23 protein-coding genes are annotated in these 18,885 nt (G+C 69.0%); 11 read left to right on the plus strand and 12 right to left on the minus strand.

The window, feature by feature from the left end:
• Nucleotides 1-65: 65 nt before the first annotated feature.
• Both CV103_RS20930 and CV103_RS20935 read left to right on the plus strand, forming a co-directional pair.
• A complete protein-coding gene (locus CV103_RS20930) occupies nucleotides 66-488 on the plus strand; it encodes a hypothetical protein (protein ID WP_146163465.1) in 423 nt (140 codons plus the stop codon).
• A complete protein-coding gene (locus CV103_RS20935; RefSeq protein WP_107396089.1) occupies nucleotides 485-853 on the plus strand; it encodes a hypothetical protein in 369 nt (122 codons plus the stop codon). The genes CV103_RS20930 and CV103_RS20935 overlap by 4 nt, the downstream gene beginning before the upstream one ends.
• A 27-nt stretch (nucleotides 854-880) precedes the next feature.
• On the opposite strand, the gene CV103_RS20940 is transcribed toward CV103_RS20935, so the two are convergent.
• On the minus strand, nucleotides 881-1,348 hold the full coding sequence (locus CV103_RS20940) for an Lrp/AsnC family transcriptional regulator (RefSeq protein ID WP_015458397.1): 468 nt from the start codon (nucleotides 1,346-1,348) through the stop codon (nucleotides 881-883).
• A 140-nt stretch (nucleotides 1,349-1,488) separates the two neighbouring features.
• Between CV103_RS20940 and CV103_RS20945 the strand changes: the two genes are divergently transcribed.
• Nucleotides 1,489-2,253, plus strand: coding sequence for a tryptophan 2,3-dioxygenase family protein (locus CV103_RS20945; RefSeq protein WP_245896990.1), 765 nt, complete (start codon nucleotides 1,489-1,491; stop codon nucleotides 2,251-2,253).
• Nucleotides 2,250-3,347, plus strand: coding sequence for an aminotransferase class V-fold PLP-dependent enzyme (locus CV103_RS20950; RefSeq protein WP_107396091.1), 1,098 nt, complete (start codon nucleotides 2,250-2,252; stop codon nucleotides 3,345-3,347). Before CV103_RS20945 ends, CV103_RS20950 begins: the two co-directional genes overlap by 4 nt.
• A gap of 31 nt (nucleotides 3,348-3,378) precedes the next feature.
• Here CV103_RS20950 and CV103_RS20955 read toward each other — a convergent pair whose 3' ends face one another.
• Both CV103_RS20955 and CV103_RS20960 read right to left on the minus strand, forming a co-directional pair.
• Nucleotides 3,379-4,317 (minus strand): isoaspartyl peptidase/L-asparaginase family protein, encoded by a 939-nt coding sequence (locus CV103_RS20955; protein WP_107396092.1) that lies wholly within the window; start codon nucleotides 4,315-4,317, stop codon nucleotides 3,379-3,381.
• Nucleotides 4,314-5,474, minus strand: coding sequence for an acyltransferase family protein (locus CV103_RS20960; RefSeq protein WP_245896991.1), 1,161 nt, complete (start codon nucleotides 5,472-5,474; stop codon nucleotides 4,314-4,316). Before CV103_RS20960 ends, CV103_RS20955 begins: the two co-directional genes overlap by 4 nt.
• Nucleotides 5,475-5,576: 102 nt before the next feature.
• Between CV103_RS20960 and ispG the strand changes: the two genes are divergently transcribed.
• The 3 genes from ispG (at nucleotide 5,577) to CV103_RS20975 (ending at nucleotide 8,219) form a co-directional block, all read left to right on the plus strand.
• On the plus strand, nucleotides 5,577-6,707 hold the full coding sequence (gene ispG / locus CV103_RS20965; protein WP_015458392.1) for a flavodoxin-dependent (E)-4-hydroxy-3-methylbut-2-enyl-diphosphate synthase: 1,131 nt from the start codon (nucleotides 5,577-5,579) through the stop codon (nucleotides 6,705-6,707).
• A gap of 139 nt (nucleotides 6,708-6,846) precedes the next feature.
• The gene (locus CV103_RS20970; RefSeq protein ID WP_107396093.1) at nucleotides 6,847-7,743 is read left to right on the plus strand and encodes a DMT family transporter; all 897 of its coding nucleotides are present in this window, start codon (nucleotides 6,847-6,849) and stop codon (nucleotides 7,741-7,743) included.
• Nucleotides 7,740-8,219, plus strand: a complete 480-nt coding sequence (locus CV103_RS20975) for a GNAT family N-acetyltransferase (RefSeq protein WP_107396094.1) — start codon at nucleotides 7,740-7,742, stop codon at nucleotides 8,217-8,219. Before CV103_RS20970 ends, CV103_RS20975 begins: the two co-directional genes overlap by 4 nt.
• 14 nt (nucleotides 8,220-8,233) lie before the next feature.
• Here CV103_RS20975 and CV103_RS20980 read toward each other — a convergent pair whose 3' ends face one another.
• A complete protein-coding gene (locus CV103_RS20980) occupies nucleotides 8,234-8,893 on the minus strand; it encodes a DUF1345 domain-containing protein (RefSeq protein WP_015458389.1) in 660 nt (219 codons plus the stop codon).
• A 46-nt stretch (nucleotides 8,894-8,939) separates the two neighbouring features.
• Here CV103_RS20980 and CV103_RS20985 point away from each other — a divergent pair, with 46 nt between their 5' ends.
• Together CV103_RS20985 and CV103_RS20990 are read left to right on the plus strand one after the other, a co-directional pair.
• A complete protein-coding gene (locus tag CV103_RS20985) occupies nucleotides 8,940-9,254 on the plus strand; it encodes a DMT family transporter (RefSeq protein ID WP_015458388.1) in 315 nt (104 codons plus the stop codon).
• Nucleotides 9,255-9,267: 13 nt separating this feature from the next.
• Entirely contained in the window at nucleotides 9,268-10,233 is a 966-nt protein-coding gene (locus CV103_RS20990) for a threonine ammonia-lyase (protein ID WP_015458387.1), read from the plus strand.
• Nucleotides 10,234-10,266: 33 nt separating this feature from the next.
• Here CV103_RS20990 and CV103_RS20995 read toward each other — a convergent pair whose 3' ends face one another.
• Entirely contained in the window at nucleotides 10,267-10,683 is a 417-nt protein-coding gene (locus CV103_RS20995; RefSeq protein WP_015458386.1) for a GtrA family protein, read from the minus strand.
• Between the two features lie 50 nt (nucleotides 10,684-10,733).
• Here CV103_RS20995 and CV103_RS21000 point away from each other — a divergent pair, with 50 nt between their 5' ends.
• Complete coding sequence (locus CV103_RS21000) at nucleotides 10,734-12,506, plus strand: hypothetical protein (protein WP_107396095.1); 1,773 nt, start codon at nucleotides 10,734-10,736, stop codon at nucleotides 12,504-12,506.
• An 84-nt stretch (nucleotides 12,507-12,590) separates the two neighbouring features.
• Here the strand turns inward: CV103_RS21000 and CV103_RS21005 are convergent, their stop codons facing one another.
• The 7 genes from CV103_RS21005 to CV103_RS21035 form a co-directional block, all read right to left on the minus strand.
• A complete protein-coding gene (locus CV103_RS21005) occupies nucleotides 12,591-13,214 on the minus strand; it encodes a MarC family protein (protein WP_015458384.1) in 624 nt (207 codons plus the stop codon).
• Nucleotides 13,211-13,957 carry a hypothetical protein gene (locus tag CV103_RS21010; RefSeq protein ID WP_107396096.1) on the minus strand — a complete coding sequence of 249 codons (747 nt, stop codon included), beginning with the start codon at nucleotides 13,955-13,957 and terminating at the stop codon, nucleotides 13,211-13,213. The genes CV103_RS21005 and CV103_RS21010 overlap by 4 nt, the downstream gene beginning before the upstream one ends.
• Entirely contained in the window at nucleotides 13,954-14,844 is an 891-nt protein-coding gene (gene folD / locus CV103_RS21015) for a bifunctional methylenetetrahydrofolate dehydrogenase/methenyltetrahydrofolate cyclohydrolase FolD (protein WP_015458382.1), read from the minus strand. The genes CV103_RS21010 and folD overlap by 4 nt, the downstream gene beginning before the upstream one ends.
• Entirely contained in the window at nucleotides 14,841-15,125 is a 285-nt protein-coding gene (locus tag CV103_RS21020; RefSeq protein WP_015458381.1) for a DUF167 family protein, read from the minus strand. The genes folD and CV103_RS21020 overlap by 4 nt, the downstream gene beginning before the upstream one ends.
• Before the next feature lie 31 nt (nucleotides 15,126-15,156).
• The gene (locus CV103_RS21025; RefSeq protein WP_070934971.1) at nucleotides 15,157-15,462 is read right to left on the minus strand and encodes a YggT family protein; all 306 of its coding nucleotides are present in this window, start codon (nucleotides 15,460-15,462) and stop codon (nucleotides 15,157-15,159) included.
• Between the two features lie 174 nt (nucleotides 15,463-15,636).
• Entirely contained in the window at nucleotides 15,637-16,539 is a 903-nt protein-coding gene (argB, locus tag CV103_RS21030) for an acetylglutamate kinase (RefSeq protein ID WP_015458379.1), read from the minus strand.
• Nucleotides 16,540-16,601: 62 nt separating this feature from the next.
• Nucleotides 16,602-17,243 (minus strand): queuosine precursor transporter, encoded by a 642-nt coding sequence (locus tag CV103_RS21035; RefSeq protein ID WP_107396097.1) that lies wholly within the window; start codon nucleotides 17,241-17,243, stop codon nucleotides 16,602-16,604.
• 413 nt (nucleotides 17,244-17,656) lie between these two features.
• Here CV103_RS21035 and CV103_RS21040 point away from each other — a divergent pair, with 413 nt between their 5' ends.
• Nucleotides 17,657-18,811, plus strand: coding sequence for a NupC/NupG family nucleoside CNT transporter (locus CV103_RS21040; RefSeq protein WP_107396098.1), 1,155 nt, complete (start codon nucleotides 17,657-17,659; stop codon nucleotides 18,809-18,811).
• Nucleotides 18,812-18,885: the final 74 nt, after the last annotated feature.

Genomic DNA, 18,885 nt, shown 5'->3' on the forward strand with positions numbered 1-18,885 from the left:
TGAAATGCCCCGAGGCGGTGCGCGACGAAGGTCGCCGCGAACGCCCGGCGGCCTGGAGCCTTTCGATGAACGTCACATCCCTGTCGGACCATGCGGGCCGCGCCGTCGCGAGCCCGGCAGAGGGCGCATCCGTGCGCGGCCGGCTTTCCCAGACCCATTTGCGGGCGATCGCCATCGGCGTGCGCGATGCGCGGATGCCCGGCGCGCGCCTCCTCCACCGGCTGGCGGCGATGCCGCGCCTCGCCCGGCTGGTGACGGCGGGGCTGGGCCTGCGCTCTCCCCACGCGCTCGCCAATGCCGATCTCGAACGGCTGCGCCGCGCCGCCTTCCTGTTCACTTTGGGCTATGCCGTGGCGGAAGTGCTGGCGGTGCTGAACGGCGGCGATCTTTCCGAAACGCAGATCGCCCAGGTGATCGCGGGCCTCGCCGGCCGGCCGGCTCTTGCGGTGACGCAGGCGGATATCGTCCTCATGATGGAAGCGGCATGATGGCCATGCCCGCCCTCCGTTCGCGGCGGACCGGAACCGCCATCCCCCATCCCGCGCCCGGCCGTCGCACGCGCCCGTCGATCGCCGACCGCCGCGTGCGCAGCGCCTGGGCGCGATCGACCGCCTTGCCGCCCATGGCGCCGGCCCGCACGGCCGTGCTGGCGCGCCCGGCGGCGGCATCCCGCCCGCGCTTCATGCCGGCGCCGGGCACCGTCGCCCTGCTGCTGATCGCCGCCTTGTTCGCGGCTGTCGCCGGCTGGGTGCATGCGGTGACGACCGACATCCTGATATCGCTGCTGATGGGCGTGCTCAGCACCTTGCCCGGCATGCTGGTGCTGCGCCCGCTTATCGAAAATCCGGGCTGACCGGCCGTCCTCCCCCTTTCGGGGCGGCTAGAGCGTCGGCGTCTCAACGGCGCAGGCCGTGATCGATCCGGCGGCCTTGATCTCCCGCGTGGCGATGGTGGTGGTGAAGCGCTCCACCCCCGGCAGCCGCCAGAGCTGACCGCGCAGGAAATCGTCGAGCGCGGCGAGATCGCGGGCCAGCACGTGCAGCAGATAATCCGTTTCGCCGACCGTGGCATGGCAGGCGAGGATCATGGGATGGCGGATCACCGCCGCCTCGAACGCGTCATGCCGGTCGAAGGCGACGATGACGCGCACGAAGGCGCTGGTGGCGAGGCCGAGCGCCGCCGGATCGATCGCCGCCCGATAGCCCCGGATCGCGCCGGCCTGCTCCAGCGCCTGCACCCGCTTCCAGCAGGGCGTCTTGGTAAGGCCGGTGCGTTCGGCGAGATCGGCGAAGGAAAGCCGGGCATCGGCTTCCAGCAGGGCGAGCAGTTGATGGTCGATGCGGTCCATATGATCTCCGGTGGTGCCGGATCGTAGCACGAATAGCCTGCATATCGGCAATCGGAAGGACGACTGCCGAGAATCCCGCTGCCCGACCCATCCTTCCCGAACAATGTTCCGTGGCCCCGCTGCTAGTCTGGCGGTTCGACATGAACCCAGAGGATGCGATGGACCGGCAGGCTTTTTACGCGATGATGAGCGCTCCCCCCGCGCTCGATTACGAGCTCTATCTCGATACCGGCTCGCTGCTCGGCTGCCAGAAGGGGTTTGACGAATTCGTCAACCGCGACGAGCTTCAGTTCCAGATCGTCCACCAGGTCGAGGAGCTGTGGATGAAGCTGATCGCCTACACGCTGCTCGACGTCGACGATTATCTGCTGGCGCGCGACACCCATCGGGTGCTGACCCTGATGGGCCGCTGCCACCGCCTGCTCCGGTTGATGACGGCGCAGCTCGACCTGCTCGAAACCATGTCGCCCAAGGAATATCAGCAGATTCGCCTGCAGCTCGGCAATGGCAGCGGGCAGGAATCGCCGGGTTTCCGCACGCTTCTGAAAATGCCGCCGCATCTGTGGACCAGTTTCGTCAGCCATTATCTCACGCCCGAGGGGCGGACGGTGCGGTCGATCTACGACCAGGATTATGCCCATGACGCGGCCTATGCGGTGGCCGAGGCGCTGATCGAGTTCGACGAATTGTTCGGCAAGTTCCGCTGGCACCACCTTTTCCTGATCCACCGTTCGATCGGCATGGGATCGGCATCGCTGAAGGGGCGTTCCGTCGATCTGTTGCAGGCGGGGGCGAAGCATCGCTTCTTCCCCGAGCTTTGGGACGTGCGCGTGGCGATGACCGATGCCTGGGGCGGCGATTATGGCCGGGTGCGCGACAGCCTTTCCGCTGGTGCCGCCGCATGACGCCCTGGCGCGCCCTGTTCGACGTGCCGGAAGGCGGGCCTTACCTGCTCGCCCATTCGGCCGGCGCGCTGCCCCACGCCGCGCGATCGCGGATCGAGACGGCGGTGCTCCAGCCCTGGGCCACGCAGGGCGCGGGCGCGTGGGACGACTGGCTGGGCGCAATCGACGAGTTCCGCATGGGGCTGGCGGGGCTGCTGGGCGGCGTGCCGGCCGAATATTGCCCGCAGGCCAATGTTTCGGGCGCGCTGTTCCGCCTGCTTTCCGCCATGCCGCGCGAGCCGGGGCGGGATATATTGCTGGCGTCGGAGCAGAGCTTCCCCTCGATCGGCTATGCGATGGCGGCGCTCGCCCCCTTGGGCTACCGGCTGGAGCTGCTGACCGGCGATCCCGCCGACGCGGCCAGCTGGGCGGCGGCGATCCATCCCGGCGTGGCGGCGGTCGTGCCGATGCATGTCCATTCCAATAGCGGCGCGGTGGCGCCCGTGGCGGAAATCGCCGCGCTGGCGCGGGGCGCCGGTGCGGCCTCCATCGTCGATGTCGCGCAATCGGCCGGCGTGGTGCCGATCGACATGCCGAGCTGGGGCGTCGACGCGGCGGTCGGTTCCTGCCTCAAATGGCTGTGCGGCGGGCCGGGCGCGGGCTGGCTGTGGGCGGATGCCGCCTTCACCGCGCGGGCGCAGCCGTTGGACGTGGGCTGGTTCAGCCATGCCGATCCCTTCGCCTTCGACATACGCGATTTCCGCTATGCCCCCGATGCCCGCCGCTTCTGGGGCGGCACGCCTTCGATCGCGCCCTTCGCGCTGGCGGCGGGCGGCATCGCCACCGTCGCCGGCATCGGCGTGCCGCAGATCTTCGCCCACAACCGCCGGCTCACCGCGCGGGTGGCGAACCGGGCGGGCGACCGCTGGTTCCCGGCCGATCGGCGGGGCTTCGGCGGCACGCTCTGCATCAGGGCCGATGGTGCGGCGGAGGCGGCGCTGGCGGCCGCCGGCTGCCGGTTCGACCGGCGCGGCGCGGTGCTGCGCCTGTCCTTCCATGCCTATAATGACGATGCCGAAGCGGACCTGGTGGGCGAGGTGCTGGCGGGGCTGTAGAGCGCCGCCCTGAAAGGCAGCGCAATCCGGCTTATTCGTCCCCGTAGATGGCGATTTCCGGCGGTGCGTCGTGGGTCGCCATGGCGCGATACATGCCCGGCGTGTTGAACGCCCAGCCGCCCGATCCGTCGGCGGAAACCACGATCACGCCGCCCTTGCCGCCCATCTCGGTCAACTCCGCGATCATGCCGTCGGCGGCATCCTCGATCGTCTCGCCGGCCAGGCGCACGCGCGCGGTGATCTCGTGCGCCACGCCCAGGCGGATGAAATATTCGCCCGCCCCGGTGCAGGAAACCGCGCAGGCGCGATCGTCGGCATAGGTGCCGGCGCCGATCAGCGGGGAATCGCCCACCCGGCCCCATTTCTTGCCGGTCAGCCCGCCCGTCGAGGTGGCGGCGGCGACATGGCCGCGGGTGTCGAGCGCGACCGCGCCGACGGTGCCATATTTCATCGCCGAATCGAACGGCGCGTCGGGATCGGCGAGAATCTCGTCCAGCTGGCGGCGGCGCTCGGCCGTCTCGAACCATTCGGGCGGGGCGGATTCGATGTCCTGCGCGCGGGCGAAGCCGTCCGCCCCGGCACCGGCCAGGAACACATGGCTGCTGCGCTCCATCACCGCGCGGGCCAGCGTGATCGGGTTGCGGGTGGCGCGCACGCCGGCCACCGCGCCGGCCGCCAGCGTCGCGCCGTCCATGATCGCGGCGTCGCATTCGATCCGGCCCTCGGCCGTGAACACCGATCCGCGGCCGGCGTTGAAATGGGGATCGTCCTCCAGGACGCGGATCGCCGCCTCCACCGCATCGAGCGCGGGGCCGCCGGCGGAAAGGATCGCCGTGGCGGCGTCGATCGCGGCCTTCAGCCCGGCGCGGCCGCCGGCATCGTCCGCATCCGAAAGCACGCCGCGCCGCATCGATCCCGATCCGCCGTGGATGACGATGGTCCAGGGGGGGGTATCGGCGGCGGCGGTCATGTCGTGCTCCTGGCGGGTGGTGCCGGGCGCTCTACACCGGCGGGCCGCGCCTGGCGACGGGAAAGGCCGATCAGCGGCCGCAGCCAGCCGATCCGGCGGCCGGCCTCGTAAAAGGCCCAGCAGCCCGCCGCCGTGCCGAGGATCAGGATCAGGAATTCCACGCCCGCGCCCAGATTATGGCGGATCAGCCACCAGCCGATCGTCACGATCAGCGTCTGGTGGACGAGATAGACGGGAAACACCGCCTCCGTCAGCGTCGCGCGCCAGCGATGGTCGCGGTTCCACCAGCGTTCGGCCCCGCCCAGCAGCAGCAGGATCGCCCCCCAGCCCATCAGCGATGCCGGGCCAAGCTCCGCCTGATGCATCGGCTTCAGCCAGTCCATCCCCGGATTGCCCGCCATCCGCCATAGCAGCAGGGCATAGCCCACGATCATCATCGCCAGCGCCGGGCGCCACTGGCGCAGGATATCCGGCCACATGCCTTCGGCGCGGGCGAGGCCGAACCCGAACAGGAAGGCGGGCAGGTAGATGAGATGGCCGGGCAGGTCGGTGGCGACATGGTTGGTGGGGCTCGCCCCCGGCATCAGCAGGAAGCGGACGATCAGCAGCCAGGCGACCGGCACCACCACCAGCCGCCAGCCCGAAAGCGCGCGTTCGAACCAGCGCTGCGCCTTGCGCTGCGCGCCTTCGGGCAGCAGCGCGGCCGCGATCGCGACGACGAGGCAATAGACCCAGATATAGGCCACGAACCACAGGTGGAACAGGCCGAGCGTGTGATAGTCGCGCGGGCCGAAGCCGAAATAATCATGCAGCCAGAAATGGCCGAGGCCCTGCGCATAGCCCAGCTTCTGCCGCAGCTCGATCCAGGGCTGGGGCACCACGACGAAGCAGACGCCGAAGATCAGCGGCAGCAGCAGCCGGGCGCTGCGCGATCGCACGAAGGCGCGGATCGAAGGCGCGCGCGCCAGCACGGCGCGGGTGGCGTAGCCGGATACGATGAACAGCAGCATCATCCGCCACGGGTTCATCGCCACCAGCACATAGACGATCCATTCCACCGGCTCCTCGCCGTTCACATGCCAGTCCCAGGGGGACAGCATCAGGCCGATATGGTAGACGATGAGGAGGACGAAGGCGGCGATGCGAAGCCAGTCCAAGCCATAATGCCGCCGGGGCGGCGGTGAAATCTTGCCAAAGGTTATGATCCTGCTCCCGGTCGTGTCTTTGAGTCGTCAACGCCAGAGGCTATAGACGGGTTCATGTCCATTCGCCCATGGCGCGATATCGCGCGCCGAAAATCCCGCCAGATCATGGTCGGCAAGGTGCCGGTGGGGGGCGATGCCCCCGTCACGGTCCAGACGATGACCAACACGCCGACCAGCGATGCCGGGGCGACGATCGATCAGATCCGCCGCTGCGAGGAAGCCGGCGCGGACATCATCCGCGTATCCTGCCCCGATGTCGAATCGACGACGGCCTTCCGCCAGATCGTGCGCGCGGCCCGCGTGCCGATCGTCGCCGACATCCATTTCCACTATAAGCGCGCGCTGGAGGCGGCGGATGCGGGGGCGGCGTGCCTGCGCATCAATCCCGGCAATATCGGATCGTCCGAGCGCGTAGCCGAGGTGGTGCGCGCCGCCAAGGCCAATGGCTGCGCGATCCGCATCGGCGTGAACGCCGGCAGCCTGGAGAAGGACCTCCTCGAAAAATATGGGGAGCCGTGCCCGGAAGCGCTGGTGGAAAGCGCGCTCGATCATATCAAGCTGCTGCAGGATCACGATTTCCACGAATATAAGGTGGCGGTCAAGGCGTCGGACGTGTTCCTCGCCGTCGCGGCCTATATGCAGCTTGCCGAAGCGGTGGATTGCCCGCTGCATCTGGGCATCACCGAAGCTGGCGGGCTGATCGGCGGCACGGTGAAATCGGCGATCGGCATCGGCAACCTGCTCTGGGCCGGCATCGGCGACACGATCCGCGTCTCGCTTTCGGCCGAGCCGGAAGAGGAAGTGCGCGTCGGCTACGAGATATTGAAGTCGCTGGGCATCCGCACGCGCGGCGTGCGCGTCGTATCCTGCCCGTCCTGCGCGCGGCAGGGCTTCGACGTGATCCGCACCGTGGAGAAGCTGGAGGAACGGCTGAAGCATATCGCCACGCCGATGTCGCTTTCGGTGCTGGGCTGCGTGGTCAACGGCCCCGGCGAGGCGCGGGAAACCGATATCGGCATCACCGGCGGCGGGAACGGCCGGCACATGGTCTACCTTTCCGGCGTCACCGACCATCATGTCGAGGATGCCGACATGATCGAGCATATCGTGCGGCTGGTGGAGGCCAAGGCGGCCGAGATCGAGGCCGCCAATGCAGCGGCGGAGGCCAGCGAGGCGGCGGAATAGCATCCGCCGGCTCCGAAAGCGGCAGTCCCTGGATCAGATGCGGATGGCGTGTAGCGGGCGTCGATCCGCCCCAGCGTGGGGCGTGGCTTTCGTTGGGTGGTGAGCAGGGGAGGCGTTCATTCTTGGTGACCGGACCGGCATGAGCCGCCACACGCCGCCCGCCATCGCCTTTGCGGTGGCGATGGCCGGGATCGCCGTATTTTCCTGCATGGATGCGCTGATGAAGGGGCTCACCCTGGAAATCGGCACCTACAACACGTTGCTGTGGCGCTCCTTCGCGGGCGCCGCCATCGCCGCGATACCCCATTTCCGCCGCCGGCCGGGTTGGCCCGCGGCCCCGGTGCTGGCCATCCATGTGCGGCGGGGCGCGGTGGCGACGGTGATGGCGGTCACCTTCTTCTGGGGGCTGGCGCGGGTGCCGATGGCGCAGGCGGTGGCGCTCACCTTCATCGCGCCGCTGATTGCCTTGTTCCTGGCCGCATGGCTGCTGAAGGAGCGGATCGACCGCAGCGCCATCCTCGCCTCGCTGATCGCGCTGGCGGGCGTCGCCACCATTCTCGCCGGCCAGGCGCGGGCGGAGCTGGGGGAAGAGGCGCTGCTGGGCGCGATCTCCATCCTCTTTTCCGCCGTCTGCTATGCCTACAACATCATCCTGATGCGGCGGCAGGCGCTGGTGGCGGACGGGCGCGAGGTCGCCTTCTACCAGAATATCATGGTCGGCCTGTTCCTGGCGCTGGCGGCCCCATGGCTGGCGGTGGTGCCCGATGCGGTCCACCTGCCGGCGCTGGCGGGGGCGGCGCTGCTTGCCACCATATCGCTGTTCCTGCTCACCTGGGCTTATCGCCGGGCGGAGGCGAGCTATCTCGCGCCCGTGGAATATACCGCCTTCATCTGGGCGAGCATCCTCGGCTATCTCGTCTTCGGCGAGCATGTCGGCGCCTTCACCATCGCCGGCGCGATGCTGATCGCGGGTGGCTGCCTGCTGGCCGCCCGCCGCAAGCCCGTGCCGATGGGCAATCTGGAAGGAGCCCAATGACCGTTACCGTCCGCCCCGCCGCACCCGCCGACGTCGGCGAGATTCTCCGCATGATCCGCGCGCTCGCCGCTTATGAGCGCCAGCCCGATGCCGTGCGGGCGACGGAGGAGATGCTGGCGGACCGGCTGTTCGGCCCCGGCCCGCAGGTCTTCGCGCTGATCGCGGAGATGGATGGCCGGCCTGTGGGGCTGGCGCTCTGGTTCCTCAATTTCTCGACCTGGACGGGCCGGCACGGCCTCTATCTGGAGGATCTGTTCGTCGATCCCGAGGCGCGGCGCGCCGGCATCGCCCGCGCCCTGTTCCGCGGGCTGGCGGAGGAGGCCCGCAAGCGCGATTGCGCGCGGATCGACTGGGCGGTGCTCGACTGGAACGAGGATGCCAAGCGCTTCTACCGCAGCATCGGCGGCTACCATTCCACCGGCTGGGAGCCGTGGCGGCTGGACGGCCCCGCTTTGGCCGCGATGCAGGAGGAATAGGCAGGGCTTGCCCCTTATCCCCCCAGCACGTTGATGGTGAAGGCCAGCACGCCGATGTTGAACACGAAGGCGGCGATGCTGTGCAGCAGCACGGTGCGCCGGATATCATGGTCGAAGATGTCGACGTCCGATGTCTGGAACGTCATTCCCAAAGTGAAGGAAAAATAGGCGAAATCCCAGTAATCCGGCTCGCGCACATGGGGGAAGCCCAGGCCGCCGCTGTCGCCGCCCTCCGGCCCCTCGCTGTAGAAGAGATGGGCATAGTGCAGGGTATAGACCATGTTGCTGAACAGCCAGGCGATCACCAGCGTGGCGACGATCAGCATCGCGGCGCCGGCCGATTGCTGCCCCAGCCGCAATTCGGCACCGATGGCGACGAGGATCACCAGCATCACCACGCCGGTGATGGCGAGCAGCCCGACGCGGTTTGCGTCATTGGCTTTGGCGGCGGCGCGCATCTCGCTCGCCTCATTGTCGAACAGCGATATGCAGGAGACGAGGAACACGATCGCGGCGGCATCGAAGCCCAGCAGGATCGCGAGCCGCCAGTCTCGGCTGGCGCCCCAGAAGATCGCGGAGGCGACGACCGCGATCACGCCGCCGGCGATGAAGCGCGGCGGCGCGATGCGATTGCCGATGCCCCCGGATTTGCCCTCGCGTCCGCGCTTTGCCATGGCGGGGAAGACTATCGCAGGTCGCGATGTGGGAGGAGTAAAATCGATGGCGTGGCTGTGGCTTGTGCTGGGTGGTTGTTTCGAGGTCGGCTTCACCACCTGCCTCCGCTTCGTCGACGGATTCCGCAACGTGCCGTGGACGTTCGGATTCCTGGTATCGGTCGGCCTGTCGATGGCGCTGCTGGAGATCGCCTCGCGTTCCATCCCGATGGGCACGGCCTATGCCGTGTGGGGCGGGATCGGCGCGCTCGGCACCGTGATCGTCGGCATCCTCTGGTTCGGCGAGCCGATCAACGCGGTGCGGCTGGCGCTGATCGTCGGCCTCGTCGGCTGCATCGCCGGCCTGAAGCTGGCCCATTGACGGAGCGCCTGCCATGACCGCCGATCTGCCGATCAGCTTTGCCGACGTCGCCGAGGCCGCGATCCGCATCGAAGGCCATGTCCACCACACGCCGGTGCTGCGGTCGCGCCGGCTGGACGATATCCTCGGCGCGCGGCTGGCCTTCAAGTGCGAGAATTTCCAGCGGATCGGCGCGTTCAAGGCACGCGGCGCGCATAATGCCGTGCTGGCGTTGGATGCGGCGGCGGCCGCGCGCGGCGTCGTCACCCATTCGTCGGGCAACCATGCCGCGGCGCTCAGCCTAGCGGCGGCGACGCGCGGCGTGCCGGCCTATATCGTGATGCCGGAAAATGCGCCGCGCGCGAAGGTCGATTCGGTGCTGCGTCTGGGCGGGCAGGTGGAATTCTGCGCGCCCACCATCGCCGCGCGCGAAGCGGCGGCGGCCGCGATCGTGGCGGCGCGCGGGGCCACCCTCGTCCATCCCTATGACGATCCGATGGTGATCGCGGGGCAGGGGACGGCGGCGATGGAATTGCTGGACGCGGCCGGCCCGCTGGATGCGATCCTGGCGCCGGTGGGCGGCGGAGGGCTGATGTCCGGCACGGCGGTCGCCGCGCGCACCCTGCAGCCGTCGATCCGCATCATTGCCACCGAACCCGCGCAGGCGGACGATGCCTGGCGATCGTGGAAGGCGGGCGAGCGCGTCGCCGGCGATCCGCCCGATACGATCGCCGACGGCCTGCGCACCACGCTCGGCGCCAACGGTTTCCTCATCCTTTCGGCCCTGCTCGACGATTTCGTGACGGTGAGCGAGGCCGCGATCGTCGAGGCGATGCGGCTGGTGTGGGAGGTGCTGAAGATCGTGATCGAGCCGAGTTCCGCCGTGCCGGTGGCGGCGCTCATCGAAGGGAAGGTGGACGTGAAGGGCGCCGAGGTGGGGGTGATCCTCACGGGCGGCAATGTCGATCTCGATCGCCTGCCCTGGCAGAAGGGGCTGTAGCGCCGCTATTCCGGGGGCAAGGCCGGAACGATCTCAGGCGAACACCCAGCGGCGGTTGAGCCAGAACACCAGCAGCGGCGTGGCCGTCACCATGAACGGCATGGGCCACCAGGTCGGCCCGCCCAGCCGTTCCACGAACAGCCACACCCAGAAGCTGTTGAGCGCGAGGCCGACCAGCGACACCGCGATGAAGCGGCCGCCGGTGCGGGCGAGGTTGCCGCGCCGGCCGTGGCCGCGGAAGCTCCAATGGCTGTGGATGACATAGCCGACCACCACCGCGGCCGAGAAGCCGAGCAGGTTCGATACCATCGGCGCGACGCCGGCCAGCTCCGCCAGCGACCAGTAAAGGCCGAGATGGACGAAGGAAGCGAGCCCGCCCGTCAGCGCGTAACGGAAGAATTGCGCCAGCAATGCGCGATACTGGGCCCAGGGGCCGATGGTGCCGTTCATGTCTGTCCGCTTGCCCTTTGCCCCCGAGCCACTAATGGCGGAAAACACTTATGGGAAGTGTGCAAGACGATCCGTTCGCGCGCCATTGGCTGCGCTGGGTGCTGCTCTTCTGGGCGATCGCCGCCATAGCGATGATCGCGTCCAAATGGGGTGCGATCCGCTGGTTCGCGCTGCTCGACACCGACGACAATCTCCGGCTGGCGGAGGTGCGCGCCTGGCTGGACGGGCAGGCCTGGTTCGACCTGCGCCAGTATAAGCTCGATCCGCCGGGCGGCGCCAACATCCACTGGTCGCGCCTCGTCGACCTGCCGATCGCGGGCCTGATCCTGGGCCTGCGCCCCTTTCTCGGCGGCATCATGGCGGAAAAATGGGCGGCGGCGATCGCGCCCCTGTTCGCGCTCGGCGCATCGATGGCGGCGATGGCGCTGGCCGTGCGGCGGCTGGTGGCGCCGGCCGCCTTCGCGCTGGGGCTGCTGATCCTCGTCTTCGGCGGGCAGGCAATGGCGATGTGGACGCCGCTGCGCATCGATCATCACGGCTGGCAGCTCGCCTTCCTTGCCCTTGCCGTCGCCGGGATGGCCGATCCGCGCCAGGCGCGGGGCGGGGCCACGATCGGCATCGCCACCGCGCTGTCGCTGGTGATCGGGCTGGAGATGTTCCCCTATCTGGTTCTGATCGCCGGCATCACCGGCCTGCGCTGGGTGGTGGACGGGGGCGAGGCGGAACGGCTGCGTGCCTATGGCGTGTCGCTGGCGGCCGGCTGCGCCATCGGTTTCCTGGTCTTCGCCTCGAACGACAATCGCGGGGCGGTGTGCGACGCGCTGTCGCCGGTATGGCTTTCGGCGGCGCTGGGCGGCGGCGCGCTCCTCGTCGGTCTTTCCCTGCTGCCGGTGCGCGGCTGGCCCGCCCGGCTGGCGCTGGCGGTGCTGGCGGCGGCGGTGATCGGCGGCTGCTTCGCGCTGGCCTGGCCGCATTGCCTGTCGCGCCCGGAAGGCGTCTCGCCGGAACTCGACAGGCTGTGGCTCAGCAAGGTGCGCGAGGCGCGGCCGATCTACACCCATGGCTGGCGGGTGGCGCTGCCCACGGCGGCGCTGCCGGTGATCGGCCTGATCGGCAGCCTTTTCGCGATCTGGCGCGCGCGCCGCACGCCGATGCTGATGCCGTGGATCGGCGCCGGCCTGCTGGCCGCCACCGCCGCCGCCATGCTGCTGTGGCAGCTCCGCGCCGGGGCCGCTGCCCAGCTGCTCGCGGTGCCGGGGGCGGCGGCGCTCGGCTGGGCGGGATTGGGCTGGGCGCGCCGGCAGGCCCGGCCGCTCACCCGCATCGGCGTGCCGGCGCTGCTGGTGCTGGTGGTGACGGGCATGTTCGGCCGGCTTGCGGTGGACATGATCCCGGCGGAGGCGCCGAACGCCTATCGCAAGGCGATCAACACCGCCAACCGCCGTTGCCCGACCCTGCCGGCGCTACGGCCGATCGCGCATATGCCGGCGGCGACGATCCTCACCTTCGTCGATTTCGGTCCCCGCCTGATCGCGATGACGCACCACAAGGCGATCGCCGGCCCCTATCATCGCAACCAGCAGGCGATCTTGGACGTGCAGCACGCCTTCCGCGGATCGGCGGAACAGGCGCGCGGCATCATCGCCCGGCACGGGGTGACGATGGTGCTGATCTGCCCCGGCATGTCTGAATCGACCGTCTATGCGAGCGAGGCCCCCCACGGCTTCTACACTCGCCTGCGCGACGACAAGGCGCCGGACTGGCTGCAGCCCGTGGCCCTCCCCAAGGGATCCCCCTTCCGCCTCTGGCGCGTGCGGGGGTAGGGGCCGCGGCCCGGTGGGAAAATGGGGCGGCGGCTCCATGATTCGTGGGCGGCCGTGAAGCGATAGTCTGGGGTCGTGCCCGGCTCACCCCAGGCCGAACGATCCGTGGATGCCGTTGATCACGAATTGCGCGGCCAGCGCCGCCAGGATTACGCCGAGCAGGCGGGAGACCACGGCTTCCACATTCTGGCCCACCAGCCGCATCAGCGGCCCGGCGGTGAGCAGGGCCGCCAGCGTCAGCAGCAGGATCGCGCCCATCGCCGCCAGCACCACCGCGCCTTCCACCCAGCCGTGGCTCTTGCCGATGGCCAGCATGGCGCTGGCGATCGATCCGGGGCCGGCGATCATCGGGATGGCCATGGGGAAGATCGAAACGTCCTCCACATGCTCCTGCAATATCTTCTCGGCCCGGTCCTCGCGGCGCTGGGTGCGCTTTTCGAACACCATCTCCATCGCGATCACGAACAGCATGATGCCGCCGGCGATGCGGAAGGCATCCAGGCTCACGCCCAGCGCCCGCAGGAAATCCTCGCCGAACAAGGCGAAGACGAGGAGGATGCACGCCGCCACGATCACCGCGCGCACCGCCATCGCCCGGCGATGCGCGGCCGTCGCGCCGGCCGTGAGGCTGGCGAAGATCGGCGCGCAGCCGGGCGGATCGATCACCACGAAGAAGGTGACGAAGGCGGAGATGAACAGCTCGATCATTCGATCCCTATGGTCTCGTAGAGCACGATCCGCCAGCCATCGGCGCCGCGCCATTGCCAGACGGCAAGATCATGGGCGCCGGGCTTGCCGCCCTTGAGCGCATGGGCCTGCCAGGCGAGCGTCGCATCGTCCGACCGGCCTTCCGCTATCAGCGCGCCCTGCGGTTGCAGGGCCAGCGTGCGCACGGCCTTTTCCGGCATGCGGCCTTCGCGCTGCTGCACGGCATCGGCGGCGAGCCTGCGGTCGGGGGCGAGGGATGTTTCCTCGGCCAGCCGTTGCGCGCGCGCCGTCTTTTCGATCCGGCTGCTGCAATCGGGGGACATATGCGCCACCTCCCGTCCGGCGGGCACGAAGGCCGGGGTGGACCGGCCATGGTCGAGCAGCCATTTCCAGCCGCCGTCGGCCTGCCGCCGCCACACGGTGGTGAAGGTGCCGGTGCCGCCCTCGGTCGCGCCGATCCACGGGCCGGTCGATATGGCGAGGCTGCCGTCGCAGGCGGTGATCGCCGTCGCCGGCCACCACATCACCGGGACTGGCGGGTTCTCCCGGCCGGCGAGGAAAGCCTGCGCCTTCACCGGCTCGGGCGCGAACATCAGCCCGTCCCTGGCGGCAAAGGCGCGGAATGCGCTCCACTGGCCATCGCGCTGCGCCATGGCGGCGAAGGCGCGCTCGGCCTGTTCGGCGCCGATGGAGGCAGGGGGCGCGGTTGCCGCGGTGAGCAGCAGCAGCGCCGCCTGGATCACAGTCCCTCCGGCGCGGCCAATCCGGCGCGGCGGAAGGCCGCCACCAGGGTGTTGCGCAGCAGCACCGCGATCGTCATCGGGCCGACGCCGCCCGGCACCGGCGTGATCGCGGAGGCGACCTCGGCGGCGCTGGCATAGTCGACGTCGCCGACCAGCCTGGTCTTGCCTTCCTCGGCGGCCGGCACCCGGTTGATGCCGACATCGATCACCACCGCGCCGGGCTTCAGCCAATCGCCCTTCACCATTTCCGGCCGGCCGACGGCGGCCACGACGATATCGGCGCGGCGCACCACGGCGGGCAGATCGCGGGTGCGCGAGTGGGCGATGGTGACGGTGCAGTTGGCGCCCAGCAGCAGCTGCGCCATCGGCTTGCCGACGATGTTGGAACGGCCGATCACCACGGCCTCCATGCCGGAAAGGTCCCCCAGCCGATCCTGAAGCAGCATCAGGCAGCCGAGCGGCGTGCAGGGCACGAAGCCCGGCTGGCCCACCGCGAGCCGGCCGGCGTTGGCGACGTGGAAGCCATCCACGTCCTTGTCCGGGTCGATCGCGGCGATCACCCGCTGTTCGTCGATCTGCCTGGGCAGCGGCAGCTGGACGAGGATGCCGTCCACCGTTGCGTCGCGGTTCAGCTGGTCGACCAGCGCCAGCAGATCGGCCTCGGAGGTGTCGGCCGGCAGCTTGTGCTCGAAGCTCGCCATGCCTGCTTCCACCGTCGCCTTGCCCTTGGAGCGGACATAGACGGCGCTCGCCGGGTCCTCGCCCACCAGCACCACGGCGAGGCCGGGCACGCGGCCCGTCGCCCGCTCGAACGCGGGCACCGCCGCCGCCAGCCGCTGGCGCAGGCCCGCCGCATATGCCTTGCCGTCGATCCGTTCCGCGCTCATTCCGCCTGTCCCAATTCTGCCAGTTTCTTCGCCAGGGCCGCGGGATCGCCCGCCAGCCTGAATCTCTTTTCCCGCGATGTCGCGCCATGGACCAGCGCCACATCGCCCCGCGCCAGCCCCAGCCGCTTGGCCAGCAGCGCCCGCACCGCGTCGTTCGCGGCGCCGTCGGCGGGTGCCGCCGCCACCTTCACCGCCAGATAGCATCGCCCGGCTGCGTCGCGCCACAGCCCCGCCACCTGATCCCGGCCGCCGCGCGGGGTGACGCGCACGGCCAGCTGCACGCCGTCCCCGGCGATGCTCCAGGGCAGCGCCTCAGCCGCCGTAGGCCACCTGATAGGCCATGCCGGCCAGCAGCTTCTGCAGGATGACGAGGCCGAGGATCAGCACCATCGGCGAGAAATCGAGCCCGCCCAGATCGGGCATGAAGCGGCGGATCGGCCGCAGCAGCGGCTCGGTGACGCGGTAGAGCGCCTCCATCAGCCGGCGGACGAATTCGTTATAGGTGTTGACCACGTTGAACGCGACCAGCAGCGACAGCACCATCTGGACGATGAAGATCGCGACCAGGATGTTGATGAGAAGATCGATGACGCTCAGCAGCGCCCCTACAAGATACATCAGCAAGTTTCCCTGATCCGCCGTTGGATGTTTCGATTAGCCGGAGAGGCGTTTCCGGGCAATATAAGGGTGGCGACGGGCGGAATGGAGGGGGCCGCATGAGCAGCCGTCCCGGCGGAGTTCGGGACCGGTTGTCGCGCCGTCACGATCCGGCGCGTGTCGCCGGGATCGAGATCAGCCCGCGCGGACCAGCGTGCCGGCGCCGCGCCGGGTGAAGATTTCCAGCAGCATGGCATGCGGCACCCGCCCGTCCAGGATCACGGCCGCGTCCACCCCGCCTTCCACGGCGTGCACGCAGGTTTCGAGCTTGGGGATCATGCCGCCGGAAATCGTGCCGTCCTGGCGGAGCGTCGCGATCTGGGTGGGGGTGAGGTCCGGCATCAGTTGCTTCTGCTTGTCCAGCACGCCGGGCACGTCGGTCAGCAGGAACAGGCGGGCCGCGCCCGTGGCGATGGCGATGGCGCCGGCCATGGTATCGGCGTTGATATTGTAGGTCTCGCCATCCGTGCCCACGCCGATCGGCGCCACCACCGGGATCATGCCGGACTTGGAAATGGTTTCCAGCAGCCGGCAATCGACGTCCGCGGGCTCACCGACGAAGCCCAGGTCGACGGCGCGCTCGATATTGCTGTCGGGGTCGCGCTGGGTGCGGTGCACCTTCTCGGCGGTGACGAGCCGGCCGTCCTTGCCGGAAATGCCGACGGCGCGGCCGCCCGCGCGGCCGATCCAGGAAACGATTTCCTTGTTGATCGATCCCGAAAGCACCATCTCGGCGACGCGCGCGGTCTGGGCGTCGGTCACGCGCAGGCCGTCGACGAAGCTGGTCTCCACGTTCAGCGTCTTCAGCATCGCGCCGATCTGCGGACCGCCGCCATGGACGACGATGGGGTTGATCCCCACCGCCTTCATCAGCACGACATCCTCGGCGAAATCGGCCGCCGCCTCGGGATCGCCCATGGCGTGGCCGCCATATTTCACCACGAAGGTCTCGCCGGCATAACGCTGCATATAGGGCAGCGCCTCGACGAGCGTTTCGGCCTTGGACAGCAGGGCGGGATCGATGGCGTGGTCGGTCATGGCGCGCCCATAGCGGGGACGGGGGCTTGCGTCACCTGTTGGTTGCGCGCCGGCGGCCTGGCTCAGCCGCGCGCGTCCAGCTTCCGGCCGATGCCGACGGCCAGATAGATCAGCGGCGGCACCAGCACGATCGAAAGCACCACCTTGGCGATCATCTGGCCCAGCATCAGCTCGCCGATCGGGAACACGCCCAGGAAAGCGATCGTCACGAACAGGAAGGTATCCACCACCTGCGATGCGATGCTCGCCAGCCCCGCGCGCAGCCACAGCAGCCGGCCCTCGCCGCGCCGGAGCGCGCTGAAGATGGTGACGTTCAGCAGTTGCGACGTGCCGTAGGCGACGATGCCGCCTGCCATCAGCCGGGGGCTCTGCCCCAGCACCAGGTGGAAACCGTCGCGCCGGGCCGGGTCCATCTCATCGGCGGCGGGCAGCGCCAGCACCAGCAGGATCAGCAGGATCGACATCACCAGAGGTGCGAATCCCCACAGCACCATGCGGTTGGCGGTGGCCCGCCCGTGCAGCTCCGCCACCGCGCTGGACAGCACCACGAGCTGGAGGAAGGCGAAGATTCCGGCTTCCACCGCCAGCGGGCCGAGATCGACCTGCTTGTTGCCCAGCACGCCGGCGATGCACGTCATGCCGCCGTAGAGGAGCGCGTAGAGGAAGAGGGAAGGGCGGATGGCGGGCGCGGCCGGGTTCATCATGGCCCCCGTTAACGGCTTTCCCGCACCCGCGAAAGTGGGATGGCGGTGGATTTCGGTTGCTGGAGAGGCGCCAGGCCCTCTCGCCCGGATCCTCCCGTCACCCCGGACTTGGTCCGGGGTCCACCGTGCGGCAGGCGCCGGGCATGATGATCGCGCGCCAGCGTTGATCGAGAGATGGACCCCGGACCAAGTCCGGGGTGACGGAGCTTTTGGAGCGCGCTCTGTGCCCAATGTTTCAATGGCGATCCTTGCCAGGATTCCGGCGATGTCCGGCACTGCTGGAATGGCTGCGGAGGGGGGCGGCCGCCGGTTTGCGACGAAAGCGGCTGGCCTATTGCGGCGCGGCATGCGATCACCGCATCCCGGCGCGCCTGGCTATGCGGCGCGGGGCATCCGGGGGTTTTCGAAACTTCATGACCAAGTTCCTGATCGGCCTGGCCGGGATCGCGTTGATCCTGGCGATCGCCGTGCTGTTGTCGTCCAATCGCCGGGCCATCCGGCTGCGCGTCGTCGGCGCGGCCTTCGCCCTCCAGGTGGGAATCGCCATCCTGGTCCTCTACGTGCCGGCCGGGCGCTGGGCGCTGGAATGGCTGTCGGCGGGCGTATCCAACCTGCTCGGCTATGCGAACGAGGGCACGTCCTTCCTGTTCGGCGATCTCGCGGCCGACCGGCTCGGCAAGAATTTCGCGCTGCAGGCGCTGCCGGTGATCATCTTCTTCGCGGCGCTCGTCTCGATCCTCTACCATCTCGGCATCATGCCGCTGGTGGTGCGCTGGATCGGCGGCGGGATCGAGAAGGTGACGGGCGTCTCCAAGGTCGAATCGCTGTGCGCGGCCGCCAACATCTTCGTCGGGCAGAGCGAATCGCCGCTGGTGATCCGGCCCTATCTCGCCTCGCTCACGCCCGCCCAGCTCTTCACGGTGATGTCGTCGGGCATGGCGGGCGTGGCGGGCACGATCCTCGCGGCCTATGCATCGATGGGCATCCGCATCGATTATCTGCTGGCGGCGAGCTTCATGGCTGCGCCCGGCGGCATATTGATGGCGAAGATCATCATGCCCGACGCGCCGGACGCGCCGGACGAGGAATGCCAGATCGCCATCGCCGAGGCGACGCATGACGAGGAAAAGCCCGCCAACATCATCCAGGCGGCCGCCCAGGGCGCGCAGACGGGCGTGCGCATCGCGGTTTCGGTGGGGGCGATGGTGCTCGCCTTCGTGGCGCTGGTGGCGCTCGCCAACGGCATTCTCGGCGGGGTCGGCAACCTGTTCGGGCTGGAGGGGCTGAGCTTCCAGAAGCTGCTGGGCTTCGTCTTCGCGCCCATCATGTATTTGCTGAACGTGCCGTGGAACGAGGCGGGGATCGCCGGCGGCCTGTTCGGCCAGAAGGTCGTGCTCAACGAATTCGTGGCCTATATCTCGCTCGGCCAGCAGCTCGATCAGCTTTCGCCGCACACGGTGGCGGTCGTCACCTTCGCGTTGTGCGGCTTCGCCAATTTCAGCTCGATCGCGATCCAGATGGCCGCCACCGGCAGCCTCGCCCCCAACCAGCGGCCGATGATCGTGTAGCGCGACGATTACGGAGTCCGGTCGGCGTCAATTTTGATGGCCGATAGGTGGCCGCGCCGGTTGGTGAATTCTGG

Origin of the sequence: Edaphosphingomonas fennica (assembly GCF_003034225.1) — a bacterium.
GTDB classification, from domain to species: Bacteria; Pseudomonadota; Alphaproteobacteria; order Sphingomonadales; family Sphingomonadaceae; genus Sphingomonas_E; species Sphingomonas_E fennica.